At 37.1% G+C, this 14986-nt stretch carries 13 protein-coding genes; 7 read left to right on the top strand and 6 right to left on the bottom strand.

The window, feature by feature from the left end; genetic code table 11:
• Positions 1–26: 26 nt before the first annotated feature.
• From gltX to ACFIMA_RS04925, 7 genes are all read left to right on the top strand, one after another.
• Complete coding sequence (gltX, locus tag ACFIMA_RS04895) at positions 27–1457, top strand: glutamate--tRNA ligase (RefSeq protein WP_375693154.1); 1431 nt, start codon at positions 27–29, stop codon at positions 1455–1457.
• A gap of 261 nt (positions 1458–1718) precedes the next feature.
• Positions 1719–3014, top strand: a complete 1296-nt coding sequence (gene gltA / locus ACFIMA_RS04900; RefSeq protein WP_375632366.1) for a citrate synthase — start codon at positions 1719–1721, stop codon at positions 3012–3014.
• Positions 3015–3722: 708 nt separating this feature from the next.
• Positions 3723–4475: a transporter substrate-binding domain-containing protein gene (locus ACFIMA_RS04905; RefSeq protein ID WP_375618360.1), complete on the top strand. Its 753-nt coding sequence runs from the start codon at positions 3723–3725 to the stop codon at positions 4473–4475.
• 464 nt (positions 4476–4939) lie between these two features.
• Positions 4940–5692 (top strand): transporter substrate-binding domain-containing protein, encoded by a 753-nt coding sequence (locus ACFIMA_RS04910; RefSeq protein ID WP_375612134.1) that lies wholly within the window; start codon positions 4940–4942, stop codon positions 5690–5692.
• A 79-nt stretch (positions 5693–5771) separates the two neighbouring features.
• A complete protein-coding gene (locus tag ACFIMA_RS04915; RefSeq protein ID WP_375612133.1) occupies positions 5772–6494 on the top strand; it encodes an ABC transporter permease in 723 nt (240 codons plus the stop codon).
• On the top strand, positions 6491–7198 hold the full coding sequence (locus ACFIMA_RS04920; RefSeq protein WP_375612132.1) for an ABC transporter permease: 708 nt from the start codon (positions 6491–6493) through the stop codon (positions 7196–7198). The genes ACFIMA_RS04915 and ACFIMA_RS04920 overlap by 4 nt, the downstream gene beginning before the upstream one ends.
• 79 nt (positions 7199–7277) lie before the next feature.
• The gene (locus ACFIMA_RS04925; RefSeq protein WP_375653099.1) at positions 7278–8051 is read left to right on the top strand and encodes an amino acid ABC transporter ATP-binding protein; all 774 of its coding nucleotides are present in this window, start codon (positions 7278–7280) and stop codon (positions 8049–8051) included.
• 20 nt (positions 8052–8071) lie between these two features.
• Here ACFIMA_RS04925 and lpxB read toward each other — a convergent pair whose 3' ends face one another.
• The 6 genes from lpxB to bamA all read right to left on the bottom strand — a co-directional run bounded on the left by lpxB (position 8072) and on the right by bamA (position 14962).
• Entirely contained in the window at positions 8072–9268 is a 1197-nt protein-coding gene (lpxB, locus tag ACFIMA_RS04930; protein ID WP_375677727.1) for a lipid-A-disaccharide synthase, read from the bottom strand.
• Positions 9261–10133: an LpxI family protein gene (locus ACFIMA_RS04935; protein ID WP_375612129.1), complete on the bottom strand. Its 873-nt coding sequence runs from the start codon at positions 10131–10133 to the stop codon at positions 9261–9263. Before ACFIMA_RS04935 ends, lpxB begins: the two co-directional genes overlap by 8 nt.
• A 2-nt stretch (positions 10134–10135) precedes the next feature.
• Positions 10136–10960, bottom strand: a complete 825-nt coding sequence (lpxA, locus tag ACFIMA_RS04940; protein ID WP_375609506.1) for an acyl-ACP--UDP-N-acetylglucosamine O-acyltransferase — start codon at positions 10958–10960, stop codon at positions 10136–10138.
• A 24-nt stretch (positions 10961–10984) separates the two neighbouring features.
• Positions 10985–11452: a 3-hydroxyacyl-ACP dehydratase FabZ gene (fabZ, locus tag ACFIMA_RS04945; RefSeq protein WP_375632372.1), complete on the bottom strand. Its 468-nt coding sequence runs from the start codon at positions 11450–11452 to the stop codon at positions 10985–10987.
• A gap of 1 nt (position 11453) precedes the next feature.
• Positions 11454–12500 (bottom strand): UDP-3-O-(3-hydroxymyristoyl)glucosamine N-acyltransferase, encoded by a 1047-nt coding sequence (gene lpxD, locus ACFIMA_RS04950; RefSeq protein ID WP_375612127.1) that lies wholly within the window; start codon positions 12498–12500, stop codon positions 11454–11456.
• 65 nt (positions 12501–12565) lie between these two features.
• Positions 12566–14962, bottom strand: a complete 2397-nt coding sequence (gene bamA / locus ACFIMA_RS04955) for an outer membrane protein assembly factor BamA (protein WP_375653107.1) — start codon at positions 14960–14962, stop codon at positions 12566–12568.
• Positions 14963–14986 lie beyond the last annotated feature (24 nt).

Genomic DNA, 14986 nt, shown 5'->3' on the forward strand with positions numbered 1-14986 from the left:
ATATCTTAGTTTAAAGGAAAATATTCGTGTCTGTTATTACTCGTTTTGCCCCTTCACCCACTGGCTTCCTTCACATTGGTGGTGCTCGTACTGCTCTTTTTAATTGGCTTTATGCAAAACATACCGGTGGAAAAATGCTTTTACGAATTGAAGATACAGACCGAGAGCGTTCAACCGAAGCAGCTGTAAAGGCTATTATAGATGGCTTGCACTGGATGGGTCTTAGTTATGATGGCGCCCCTATTTCGCAATTCGAACGAGCAGAACGTCACCGCCAAATCGCTGAACAGTTGGTCAAGAATGGCAAAGCATATTATTGTTATGCTTCACCTGAGGAGTTAGCTGAAATGCGTGAAAAAGCCCGTTCAGAAGGGCGCCCACCACGTTATGATGGACGTTGGCGTGACCGTGATAGTTCTGAAGCTCCTAAAGGTGTTAAGCCTGTTATTCGCATCAAAGCCCCTCAAGATGGAGAAACGATTGTACATGATCGTGTTCAAGGTGATGTCCGTTTTCCTAATAAAGATCTCGATGACTTTATTATTTTACGTTCTGATGGTTCGCCTACCTATATGCATGCTGTTGTCGTTGATGATCATGATATGGGCATCACACATATTATACGTGGTGACGATCATCTTACCAACGCAGCCCGACAAACGATTATCTTTAAAGCAATGGGATGGGACATTCCTGTTATGGCCCATATTCCTCTTATCCATGGTGAAAACGGTGCAAAATTATCAAAGCGACATGGTGCGCTCGGTGTTGATGCCTACCGAACAATGGGATATCTTCCTGCTGCTTTGCGCAATTACCTTGTCCGTTTAGGTTGGAGTCATGGTGATGACGAACTGATGTCACTTAAAGATATGATTTCTTGGTTTGATATTGAGGATATTAACAAAAGTGCTGCTCGTTTTGATCTCAAAAAGCTCGATTCCATCAACGGACACTATATGCGTATGAGTAATGATCAAGAACTTTTTGATGCCGCTCTTAATATTCTACCAGAAACCGATAGGGGAGCACAAATTATTGAAAGACTTGATGAAAAACGCCGTGTTCAATTTTTAAAAGCAATCCCGCATTTGAAAGAACGTTCAAAAACACTGTGCGAACTGATTGACAATGCCTCCTTCATTTTTACGCAACGACCTTTACAACTTGATGAAAAAGCTCAAATGCTCTTAGATAAAAATGGACGAACCATTTTAAACGATCTTTATCTTGCTCTGAAAGCGTGCCCCTCTTGGGATACAAAAACTCTAGATGAAACACTTCGCTCTTTTGTCCAAACACAGAATCTCAAATTTGGATCTATCGCCCAACCACTTCGCGCAGCTCTTACAGGATGTGCAACATCACCAGGTGTTTTGGATATTCTTATTTTATTAGGACGCAATGAATCCCTTCATCGCATCAAGGACCAACTTATCACAACAATATGCCCATGATGTGCACTGAGTATATTTCCTCAAATAAGGATCTATACAGATATCTCAACGCGCCCTAAAAGAGTTTTTTATGTTATATCATTGAAATACATTTCTTATTGAGTAATAATGATCAATAAGGAAATATTTTTAGATTGCATGTACTCACTTTTAGAGGCAATCTACCCTTAAATAAGTAAGAAAAGCTTCAGTTATACATCCCCCACTCTGATGAAGCAGAGTCTTAATTTTTAGAAGTGAAGGATCTGAAAGGAATACCGAATGTCTGAGAATAACGCATATATTATTGTGAATGATAAAAAAGTAGAGCTTCCCTTGCGTAAAGGCACGAGTGGACCTGAAGTCATTGAAATTGCTTCTCTCTATAAAAAAACCGATATTTTTACTTATGATCCTGGTTTTACTTCAACAGCTTCTTGTGAATCAAAAATTACTTATATCGATGGTGATAAAGGCATATTGCTTTATCGTGGTTATCCTATTGATCAATTGGCTGAAAAAGGAGACTTTCTCGAAAGTTGTTATCTTTTACTTTATGGTGAACTCCCAACACAGCAAGAAAAAAATGAATTTGATCGATGTATTATGCAGCATACCATGGTCCACGAACAATTTGCACGCTTCTTCCATGGCTTCCGTCGTGATTCTCATCCTATGGCCGTCATGGTTGCCTGCCTTGGCGCTATGTCTGCGTTCTATCACGACTCTATTGATATTACAGATCCTCACCAGAGAATGATTGCTTCTGTTCGTCTTATCTCAAAAGTTCCAACGCTTGCTGCTATGGCCTATAAATACAGTATTGGACAAGCATTTGTTTATCCACGTAATGATCTTAGTTATGCTGCAAATTTCCTCCATATGTGTTTTGCTGTTCCTTGTGAAGAATATAAAACAAACCCTGTGCTTGCTCGGGCGATGGATCAAATCTTTATCCTTCATGCAGATCATGAACAAAATGCTTCTACATCTACGGTACGTCTTGCTGGATCCTCAGGTGCTAATCCGTTTGCCTGTATTGCAGCAGGTGTTGCATGCCTTTGGGGACCAGCACATGGTGGTGCCAATGAAGCATGCCTAAAAATGCTACAAGAAATAGGTTCTATTAAAAGAATTCCTGAATTTATTGCACGTGCAAAAGATAAAAATGATCCTTTCCGCCTTATGGGCTTTGGGCACCGTGTCTATAAAAATTATGATCCACGTGCAAAAATCATGCAAAAAACCTGTCATGAAGTTTTAAAAGAACTCAACATTCAAGATGACCCTCTTCTTGATATTGCAATAGAGCTTGAAAAAATTGCCTTAAGTGATGAATATTTTATTGAGAAAAAGCTTTATCCCAATGTTGATTTCTATTCCGGCATTACATTAAAAGCTCTAGGTTTTCCAACTGAAATGTTTACTGTCCTTTTTGCATTGGCGCGCAGTGTCGGGTGGGTGGCACAATGGAAAGAAATGATTGAAGACCCTGCACAAAAAATTGGTCGTCCTCGACAACTCTACACAGGCTATGCTATGCGTGACTATGTTCCTATAGATGAACGTGCAAATTAAAAAAAGAAATCAATAAAGCTTCAGTTTACTGAAGCTTTATTGAGAGTAATCAAAAAACATCCTTTAAGAATTTTTATAAAACGTAATTTTAAAACTCTTTCTACAGAGATAACATCATCATAAAAATTTAGTAAAAAATTCTAAGTTTTAGCTCTGTAAAGAAATTGAGAGTACTTTTCTGCGAATTAGCCAAACATTTAGCAAAAAGAAATTGAAAATTTTACCTTATAATCCTCATTATCCTTTAATGGAAATGTATTCCCTATCATTCCCCCATGTTTAAAAGCCCTATTACATATTAAAATCTAGCAATGTCAGAATTTTTCTTTCTATCTTCTTCAGATAAAATTGCAAAAAGCTTACATTAAGTGCTTCTCTAATTAGAATAAAAACACTTTTACATTTTGTCCTGTTAAAAGCTGAAATTTTCTTTGTATTTAAGTTGATAGTTTTTCTTTTAAAGATAAATTATTGATTTTTAAATAAAATTATTAAAAATTACCCTATAATCAATAAGAGGTGACTTTCTTTCCTGTATTTTTTATTCCCATACTTGATAAAAAGAAATTATTTTTTTGATAATGATATTCAGCATAATGATAGCAAAATGAACATAGATAAATTTTTTACATTGCTCCAAAAGAGCTTACAGATTATAAAAATTCATGATGGTTTCATATTTGCCAGCTTATCTAATAGGAGAACATAATGAAATTATTAGCAGGAGCTCTTATAATAAGCGCGACACTGTTTACCCTATCGGCCAATTCTCAAACGCTGAAAATTGCAAGCGATGCTTCTTATCCGCCATTTAGTTATATTGACTCAAATAACAAACTGCAAGGGTTTGATATTGATATATCTTATGCGCTTTGTAAAAAAATGAATGTTGAATGTACTATTGTCACACAAGACTTTGAGGGGATGATTCCCGGTCTTCTTGCCAAAAAATATGATGCTATCGTTTCTTCCCTTTCTCCTACAAAAGAGCGCTTACAAAAAATTGATTTTACAGATCCTTACTACAACACAGCACTCGCTGTTATCGTTACCAAAAATTCGGAAATTAAAGAAATCTCAACACAAGCCTTTAGAGGTAAAAACCTTGGTGTACAATCAAATACAACACAAGCTGCATATGCGGAAGATCATTATGCCTCTGAAGGAGTTAATATCAAACTTTATCCTACAGCAACAGAAGTTAATCGTGATCTTTTAAGCCATCGGCTTGATATCATCATCTTTGATAAATTAAAAGCATTAAATTGGCTTGAAAATGAAGGAAAAGACTGCTGTCTCCTCTTGGGAACTCTAAAAGAAACAAATTTTCCTATTGCAATTGCACTCCGTCAAAATAATAATGATCTTAAAAACAGTTTTAATAAAGCAATAGAAGAAATCCGCGCCGATGGAACCTATGAGAAAATTATGAGAAAATATTTTACTTTCGATATCAATTAGATATCACTATGAATTAAAACTCAATCTGTATATTTAAGGGGTATCTTTAACTCTTTATTGAACATGCAGGTATAATTGGAAATTCGGCATTTTTATAAGAAAATTTACATTTATCAAAATAACTTTTAATTGCTCCTTGAGATCTAAACATTTTGTAGAATCTAATGACAACAATAAGGTTGTATTTTTACCGTATCAAAATCTAATTTTTTTATGTTCAAATTTAATAGCCTTATTTTCAAGAAAAATCCTCAGTTTTTACTCATGAAATGATTCAAATCAATCATTTCGTGAAAATTAAGCTATCATACAAGCAATAAGATATTTATTCTTTTTTTATCAATAATGCCCAACATAATGATCTAAAATAAACATCAATAAATTTTTGAATTGCTCCCAAAAAGCTTACAGATTATAAAAACATAATGATTTCATATTGCCCGCTTATCCAATAGGAGAACATCATGAAACTATTAGCAGGAGCTCTTATAATAAGCGCCGCACTATTCACCCAATTGGCTGATGCGAAAACATTAAAAATTGCGAGTGAAGGCACCTATCCTCCCTTCAGTTATATTGACTCAAATAATAAATTGCAGGGACTTGATATTGATATATCTTATGCACTTTGTAAAAAAATGAATGTTGAGTGTACTATTGTTACACAAGACTTCGAGGGAATGATCCCTGGACTTATTGCAAAAAAATATGATGCTATCATTGCTTCCCTCTCTCTCACACAAGAGCGTTTACAAAAAATTGACTTTACAGATCCTTACTACGATACAGCACTGGCTGTTATTGTTACCAAAGCTTCGGGAATTAAAGAAATCTCGACAAAAGACTTTAGAGGTAAAAATCTTGGTGTGCAATCAAATACAACACAAGCTTTCTATGCAGAAGATCATTTTGCCTCTGAAGAGGTGAAAATAAAACTCTATCCTTCCACAATAGAAGTGAATCGTGATCTTTTAAATCATCGACTTGATGTGATCATTGTTGATAAATTACAAGCATTAAATTGGCTTAAAAATGAAGGAAAAGATTGTTGTCTCCTCTTGGGAACTCTAGAAGAAACAAGATTTCCTGTTGCAATTGCAGTCCGTCAAAATAATAATGATCTTAAAAATAAGTTCAATGAAGCAATAAAAGAAATCCGTTTGGATGGAACTTATGAAAAAATTATGAGAAAATATTTTACAAGTGATGTTTATTAAATATCAATATGATATTTTAATGAAACCCGTTGGTTATTGCTAAAAAATATTATCTAACTCTTTCATGAGGAATACAAGAATGATTGAAAATTTAGCATTGCTATCATTTAGCAATGGTGGATGGGGAGCAGTTATACTTTCCAGTGCAGGAATGACTTTGTCATTGGCATTATGTTGTGGACTTCTAGGATTTCCTCTAGGACTTCTCAATGCAGTGATGATTCGATCCAATATTAAGATGGCCAAAGCTATGGCACGCCTCTTTTCAACGATATTTCGTGGGCTACCAGAGCTTTTAACTTTGTTTTTAGTTTACTACGGATTACAAAGCCTTATTCAAAATTTATTTGACTATTTTAGTTTTGAAATCATGTTCAGTATCAATGCTTTTGTTGCTGGTGTTCTTGCCCTTAGTATGGTTCTTGCAGCTTTTTCTTGTGAAGTTTGGCTTGGAGCATTTAATATTTTTGATAAAGGTCAATATGAAGCAGCTAAAGCTTTAGGACTTTCACGGTCAACCACATTTTTTCGTATTGTCTTCCCTCAGCTCATCCGAAATGCCTTGCCAGGACTTTCTAATAATTGGCTTACTTTACTGAAAGATACATCCCTTGTTTCTACCATCGCGCTTGTTGACCTCATGCGACAAACGAATCTAGCTGTCGCTGCTACCAATAAACCCATGCTATTTTATTTTGTAGCATGCTTACTCTATTTGTTATTTTCAGCGGTTTTTACTGCAATCTTACGCCATTTGGAAACATACACTCAAATAGGCTATAAAAAGGTGCTAAGTCAATGATTCCTGAGTGGCTTTATTTTCTTTTTAATCCTGATCTTTTAAGTCATTATGGACCCAAATTTATTAATGGCTTTATTGTTACTGTTGAACTTGTTTCTATTTCTTGTTCTCTAGGCCTTTTTCTTGGTATGATTATCGCTTTTGCACGTCTATCAGAGAATACATTTTTACAATATTTTGCAAATGCTTATGTCTATTTTTTCCGTGGCTCTCCTTTATTAGCTCAACTCTTTCTTTTTTATTATGGGCTTGGTTCAATGAACAGTTTTTGGCAACAAGTGGGGCTATGGTGGTTTTTTCAAAACGCGTGGTATTGTTGTCTTTTTATTTTTACACTCAATTCTGCTGCCTATCAATCTGAGATCTTTAAAGGAAGTTTTCTATCCGTAACAACTGGACAACGCGAAGCATCAAAAGCTTTAGGTTTAAGCAACTCTGTCACATTTTTTAGAGTTATTCTTCCACAAGCAATGATTGTAGCATTACGCCCCTTAGGAAATGAGTTGATTTTAATGATTAAATCCAGTGCTGTTGCCTCACTTATTACTGTTTATGATTTAATGGGGGTTGCTAAACTCGCTTATTCACGGACTTTCGATTTTCAAGTTTACGTTTGGGCTGCTCTTATCTATCTCTTTATCGTTGAACTCATTCATCGTTTTATTGTTTTTATCGAGCAGCGCCTCACTCGATATTTACGGTAAATAAAATGATCATAAAAAACAGTATCAAATCAAAATGTTGAATTAATCAAGTTCTTCATCAATGAAAGAATAAAATAAGATGAATTTGAAAAATAATAAATCGATCTCTCCCAGTAAAAACCCTGTGATCTCTATCCAAAATCTAAATAAATGGTATGGAAACTTTCAGGTCCTACATGATATCAACTTTAATGTTCAAGCTGGTGAACATATCGTTATTTGTGGACCTTCCGGATCAGGAAAATCAACATTAATTCGTTGTATTAATCAATTAGAACAAGCACAAAAAGGTTCAATCTGTATCCATAACGTTGATATCCATACTGCCCCTGTACAACAGCAAAAAAATGTTCTTCGTAAGATAGGAATGGTCTTTCAGAATTTTAATTTATTTCCCCACATGAGCGTTATACAAAATTGTATTTTAGCACCTATGACAGTTCAAGGGCTGTCCAAACAACAAGCACAAGAACGGGCAATTCGTTACTTAACGCATGTTGGTATTGAAAAACACTGTGAAAAATATCCTTTACAACTTTCTGGTGGGCAACAACAACGTGTTGCGATTGCCCGTGCACTTTGTATGGAACCTGAAGTCATGCTTTTTGATGAACCAACCTCTGCTCTTGATCCAGAAAGTGTGGGAGAAGTTTTGGACGTGATGGCTCGATTGGCAGATACAGGAATTACAATGCTTTGTGTTACCCATGAAATGGGCTTCGCACGTAAAGTCTCAGAAAGAATACTCTTTCTAGAAAATGGAAAAATTGTTGAAGATACAGAATCTGAACAATTTTTTACCAATCCTAAAAGTCAACGTGCTTGTGATTTTCTTGCTAAAATTAAATATTAATCATTAACATATTGCTTTATTTATACAATTTTATTCCTATTTTTTAAAAGAGTAATAATTGTTTGTGCACCAACAACCCCCGATGGTACTTCAGTTTTCATTTTCTGTTCTACCATCTCAAAGGAATCAAGTTGAGCCTGTCGCAATAAAGGATTAGCCAAAAGTTGTTCTACCTGTCTTGCTAACATGCCAGGACGGATTAATTCATTCAAATATTCCGAAACAATAGGCTTATCAGCAATAATATTTGGAAGAGCAGCACTCCATAACATCATTTTAGGAAAAATAAATAATTTAGAAAAGAAATCAAGTTTATAGCAAAGAACCATAGGAACTTTTGCTAAGGCTAATTCAAGTGAAACAGTTCCATGTGCAGCAAGAGCAACATCTGCTTGTGCAAAAGCACGCCATTTTTCATCTTCACCAACTACAATTTCTATCTTGCTTTTCCAGCCCTGCACAAAGTCCCGGATTCTATCTACCAAATGAGGTAAGGTTGGTAAAATAATACGTAAATGAGGAATACGTTGTACAAGAATCTCTACTGTTTCTCGAAAAATAGGCATTAAGGAACGAATTTCTGAATTGCGTGATCCTGGCAAAATAACTAATGCAGGCGATAATGTTTGTGTATCGATCAAATTTCTTTGTTCTAATTGGCTTTTTTTTTCTGACTGAACGCTCAAAAGGGGAGGATATGTCAAAAGACGATGTCCAACATAAGTCGTGGCAGGGCCTCCCAAATCTTGCATAATCTTTTCTTCAAAAGGAAAAACCGCTAAAACATGATCAACAAATCCACACATAGCTTTTGCACGCTCTGGCCTCCATGCCCAAACGGTTGGTGCAATATATTTAATGATAGGAATAGAAGGCGCTAAAGCACGTACCTTTTTTGCAATACGATGCGTGAAATCAGGACTATCAATAATAATTAAACAATCAGGTTGTTCTTGTGCAATAAATTTGGATAAATTGCGAATATGTAGCAACAACAATGGTAGTTTTTTCAACACCTCCTTTAAACCTATTAAAGCAATATCATGGGAATCAAAAAAGCTTTTTAAGCCTAATGCCTTTAAATGGCTCCCCCCAACACCAATCAAATGAATATTGCATCCTATCTGTTGTGATAAACAAGAAATTAAATCGGCCCCAAGTAAATCACCAGATTCCTCACCTGAAACCACTGCAATCTTTAAGAAACAATTATTCATGACCAAACTTTTCAAATGTCTCTATAAATAAAGAATATTTGTTGGCTTTTTCTATTGTTGTTTTCACTGATAATATTAGACTTCTATTTGCCTCCACCGCAACACCAGATAAACCACTCTTTGCAATATTCATTATTGTCGCGGGCCCAATTGATGGCAAATCAACGCGATTATCCTGTTGTGGTTTTGCGCATTTTACAAGAATGCCACCTTTAAGGGGAATTTGCCCTCTTTCTCGCATTTCACAAATACGCCACAACATATTATCAGTTCCCTCAGCGCCCTCTAGAGCAACCACCCTTCCTTGGACAACGACAACGGCTTGCCCGATATCTAATTGACCTAAAAGCTTTGCTGCTTCTACTGCTAAAAAAATATCTTTTTTCTCTTTTGGAGTAGCGCGCCGTACTGTTAAATTAAATTCTATGGGAGCTAAAAGATCTGGGACTATTTCGTGAGCACCAATAACACAAAAACCGTGTGCTTCAATAACCCGTATAAAAGCTTTTAATAACGCATCATCTCCCCTCTTCAAAGCTCCGATTAACTTAGGAAGAGCTAAAAATGTTGTCCAGTCCAGTCGCAATTGTTTAAGAAGTGGACGCTTTTTCACACCACCTGCCAAAACAACATTATATACACCAGCCTCTTTTAAAATTTTAACGAGTCGTGCTAGCTCTACAATTGATAGCTCGCAATGCTCATAGCGATAAAGAACAGAATCTGCCTCACCATGCAAAAGCACAAGAAAAGGATTTTCTCCATTCTTCTCAAGAGTCTGCGCAACAGTAATCGGTAGAACACCATTTCCTGCTATAATAGCAGTACGGCCGGAAAGAAAACTTCTGGCTCCCCAAATAGGCATTTTTAATCCTTATGTTCTTTTATTCTAACACCTTCAAATTTTGGTGTGCAATAAAAACGCTTTCCTTCTTCTTTAATAAAATTAACAACTTCAGAAACAGACTGAGAAGAAGAATAGAAAGAAGCAACATCACTGACACGCTCTTTAAATGGTTTGCTATGATCAAAAAGCATAGCAACCGCATGACGGAGTGCATGAATATCTTGACGCTCAAGTCCTGCACGCTTCATGCCAATAATATTGAGTCCAGCAAGTTTTGCCTGCACACCAACAGCTGTTCCATAAGGTATCAGATCACCAACCAGTGCAGATACGCCGCCGATAAATGCATGATGTCCAACACGAACAAATTGATGAACAGCAGCACCACCACCAATAATCACATAATCACCAATAGTAACATGACCAGCAATCATTGCGTTATTGGCAAATGTTACATGATTGCCTACATAACAATCGTGAGCGATATGCGCATAACAAAAAAATTGGCAATTATCACCAACAACTGTCATTCCTACACTCGAATCGGAACCCCTATGCATTGTTACACCTTCACGAATCGTACAATTCTTACCAATAAAAAGAGTTGTAGCCCCTCCTTTATGTTTATTATTTTGCGGATCTGCCCCCAAAACGGCATGAGAAAATACTTTACTCTTGGCTCCTAACGTTGTCTTTCCCATTATTACAACATGACTTGTCAAACTACATTCATCACCAATAACAGCCTCTGAACTAATATGGCAAAATGGTCCAACGCGTACATTCTCACCAAGCTGCGCTCCCTTCTCCACAAGAGCAGTTGGATGGATTTTCGTACCGGACATTTTTAAATTCCCATCAAATATCGTTTATTCTTCTTCGACAATCATCGCAGCAATTTCTGCTTCAGCGACGCGGACATCTTCTACTTTTGCAACACATGAAAAACGTCTCATACCAGATCTTTTTTTCAAAAGCTGAACATAAATCTTGAGCTGATCACCAGGCATAACAGGCTTACGAAATTTCGCATTATCAACCGTCATAAGGTAAACTAAATTTGTTTGCTTATTGCCTAAATTTAAAAGTGCTATTGCTCCTGCCGTTTGTGCCATAGCTTCTAAAATCAAAACTCCAGGCATAACAGGCTTTGAGGGAAAATGTCCCATAAAATGTGGCTCGTTAATCGTTATATTTTTAATACCAATCGCTTCTTGTTCACCATCAATATCAACGATACGATCAATTAATAAAAATGGATAACGGTGCGGTAATATTGATAATAGTTTTTCAATATCGACAGCCTCTAAGTTTTTAGTTTTTTCACTGCTGATCATATCAGCGTTTCTCCTTTTTAACTTTTCCCATACTGCGCAATGCCGCTACTTCACGAAACCATTGTTTAAATGGTCGCGCTGGACTACCTCCCCATTTTTCGCCATCCGGAATGTCATTCATAACACCACTACGAGCAGCAATCTGAACAGATTTACCTATTATGATGTGATCAGCTACTCCCACACTTCCGCCAAGCTGAGACATATCCCCTATAGATGTACTTCCCGCAATGCCACATTGAGCGGCAATAAGACAATAGCGGCCAATTTTTACATTGTGGGCAATTTGTACAAGATTATCAATCTTGCTTCCTTCACCAATAACAGTATCTTGAAATGTTCCACGATCAATTGTCGTGTTCGCACCAACTTCTACACCATCCTCAATAATAACGCGACCAAGCTGTGGAATTTTTTCGATTCCAGAAACGCCCCCAACATAACCAAAACCATCTTGCCCAATGCAAACACCAGGGTAAAGCTGAACCTTATCACCTATTATAGAACACTGAACTGTTACCTTAGGAGCAATATAGCAGTCACATCCAATACGGCAATTTTCACCGATAACAGCTGTGGATGAAATAAGAGTTCCTGCACCAATCTCAACATTTTTACCAATAACAGCTCCCGCTTCAATACACACATCATGTGCCAACTTAGCCGTTGGATGAATATGCGCATGCGATGAAATCCCCTTCTGCCCCAACCAAGGCATTGGCTTGACAGAATCTGGAAACAAAATACGACCAATCTGAGCAAAGTCACGCTGTGGTGTGGATGTCACCAAAATTGCCATAGTTTCGGGAACTTTAAAAACAATCTCATTCGTACACAAAACAGCAACAGCAGAACTGTCCAGTAAAGCATCAGAAAACTTCCGATGCTCTACAAAAACAAGCGAACCTTCCACAGCACTCTCAAGTGAAGAAAGAGTATTGATAACTTTATGAGAAAACTCTGGATTAAGAAGCTTTGCACCCGTCAACTCAGCAGCATTTGCAACTGTCAATCGTCGGGACGGCGTAAAAAAAAATGTATCCGCCATCAAAACACTTTCTCTCCCAGCTTAAGCTATTCTCTTCAAGTTTTTCCTTCTTAAAATCGCTCAAATCAGAACTTCGTAGAAATACCAAAGTTCAATTGTTGCAAACGATCACCTTCCTGCTTCGTTATTGGCCAAGCATAATCAAAACGCAAAGGACCAAACGGAGAATCCCACATCAAACTCACACCTGCAGATGAACGCCAAGCACTTTTGGTATTGGTAACAGATGGTTCACCCTTAAAAACGGCTTTATAATTATTGCCATAAAGCGTGGCAATATCTGCAAATAAAGCACCGCGCAACCCAAATCCTTCAGGAACGACAGGGATAGGGAACTGTACTTCAGCAGTCGCATTCATATATGTCGTTCCCCCCAAGAAATAAACCTCACCCTTACTAGAAACCTGACGCGGACCTATTCCATTATATTTGAACCCTCGAATCATATCAGAATTTACTTTAAACATATCGAAAATACGAACACCATCTCGGCCCATTCCGTGGATATAACCACCCCCAAAGGAAAGCAAACCAACAATATCCTTCTGGTCAGAAAGAGTCTTGTACATCATCGCCTTACCCGTGGTCTTCAAGAACTTTGCACTCCCACCAAGCCCTGCATATTCCTGAAGCAGATGCACGTACCACCCATCATGGGGGGATCTCATATCATCAATCGTATTATAGGTGAAACCATAACTAATTGATGAACGTTTCCAAGGGCTGTGTTTTGCAGCTTGAACAATCGCACCAGAATATTTCCCATATAATTCTATTATGTCACTCTCTTTGTCAAAATCATACTCTCCGCCAAAATCATATTCTTCCTGCACATAAGAATAAGCTACATTAGCAGATAATTGATTATTAATAGGTAACGAAAACCGCAGCGATCCACCTGTCTGCCGTACATCATAGGCTTTATCAGCACGATAAGTACTACGAAAAACATCAACACCAGCAGATAAACGATACCCTAAGAAATAAGGATCAACAAATGATAAATTATAATTACGAGATTTTTCTTGCCCCGCACCTAATCCTAAACGAACATATTGACCACGTCCCCCAAGATTACGTTCAGTAACAGAAACTTCAAGTGACATACCAGGACTTGTTCCCCCTGTTGTATACCCTCCAGAAAGAGAGAGATCTCCTGTTGAAGCTTCAACGACATCTATTACCAAAACAACTTGGTCAGATTGATCTGTAGGAACCATTGAAATATTAACGGCTTTGAAGAAACCTAAACTTTCTAGACGACGTTTTGCCCGCTGTAATAAAGTTTGATTGTAAGCATCTCCTTCGTTTAAATCAATCTCACGGCGAATGACGTAATCACGCGTTTTCTCATTGCCACGTATATCAATACGTTGAATATAAGCACGTGTTCCCTGTTCAATATTATATAAAATTGAAATTGTATGATTTGCTAAATTACGATTTCCCCGCGGTTCAACTTTAGCAAAAGCATATCCCGAATCAGCAACTTTGTTATTAATAGTTGCAACAGACTGTTCAATATCTTCTGCACTATAAACATTACCTGGCTGGGTTTTAAGTATCCTTTTCACAGATTGAACGTCAATTCCATCAACATCACTTTCAACCTGAATATCGCTAATTTTATAGAGCGCACCCTCATCAAGAACGAAAGAAATTTTATACGTATTGCTTGCTGCATCAAAAGTTGCTTTAGAAGAGACTACACGAAAATCTGCATAACCACGGTTATAATAAAAGCGACGTAAAGCTTCTTCATCAACAGCGAGGCGCTCTTCACTGTAAACATCACCTCCCAATAACTTCGAAAAAATTCCCGAAGTTTTTGTTGAAATCACATCACGCAAACGGCGACTTCCAAAGACATTATTTCCCTTAAAAGTGATATCACCAATCTTTGTTTTTTTCCCTTCAACGACATTAAATACCACATTAACCCGCCCTTTTCCAAGGTTAATCGTTTGAACGTTAACAGTGATATTATTACGACCAAGAGTTTTATAAGCCTCACGAATTGTATTTATATCAGCAGAAAGCTTAGCAGAATTAAAAGGCTCATTCGGTTTTAAAGAAATAAACCGCTTAAGATCTGGGTCTTTAAAAGATTTATTTCCTTGAAACAATATTTGATTGACAACCTCATATTCTTTTACGAATACAACCAATTTATCACCCACCGGATTTATTTTAACATCATAAAATAAACCCAATTCGAAAAGGTTCTTCACAGCACTATCAACATCACCACTGGAAACACCTTGCCCAACCTTAATCCCCATATTGTCTCGAATCGCCTGAGAACTTACAAACTTATTCCCACGAACCTCAATAGAGCGGACTACAGACGCTTGTATTTCTCCGACCGCAGCAATTGACATAAAAACCGTTGCTGGGGCAATCATCCCCATCTTTAACACCAATACAGATGCTGCATTTAAAAACTTTGAATTCGTAGTCATTGGCTTTTTTACCTTACTCTCGTT

It is taken from the genome of Bartonella sp. AP88HLJMH (genome assembly GCF_042195605.1).
Taxonomy (GTDB): domain Bacteria; phylum Pseudomonadota; class Alphaproteobacteria; order Rhizobiales; family Rhizobiaceae; genus Bartonella.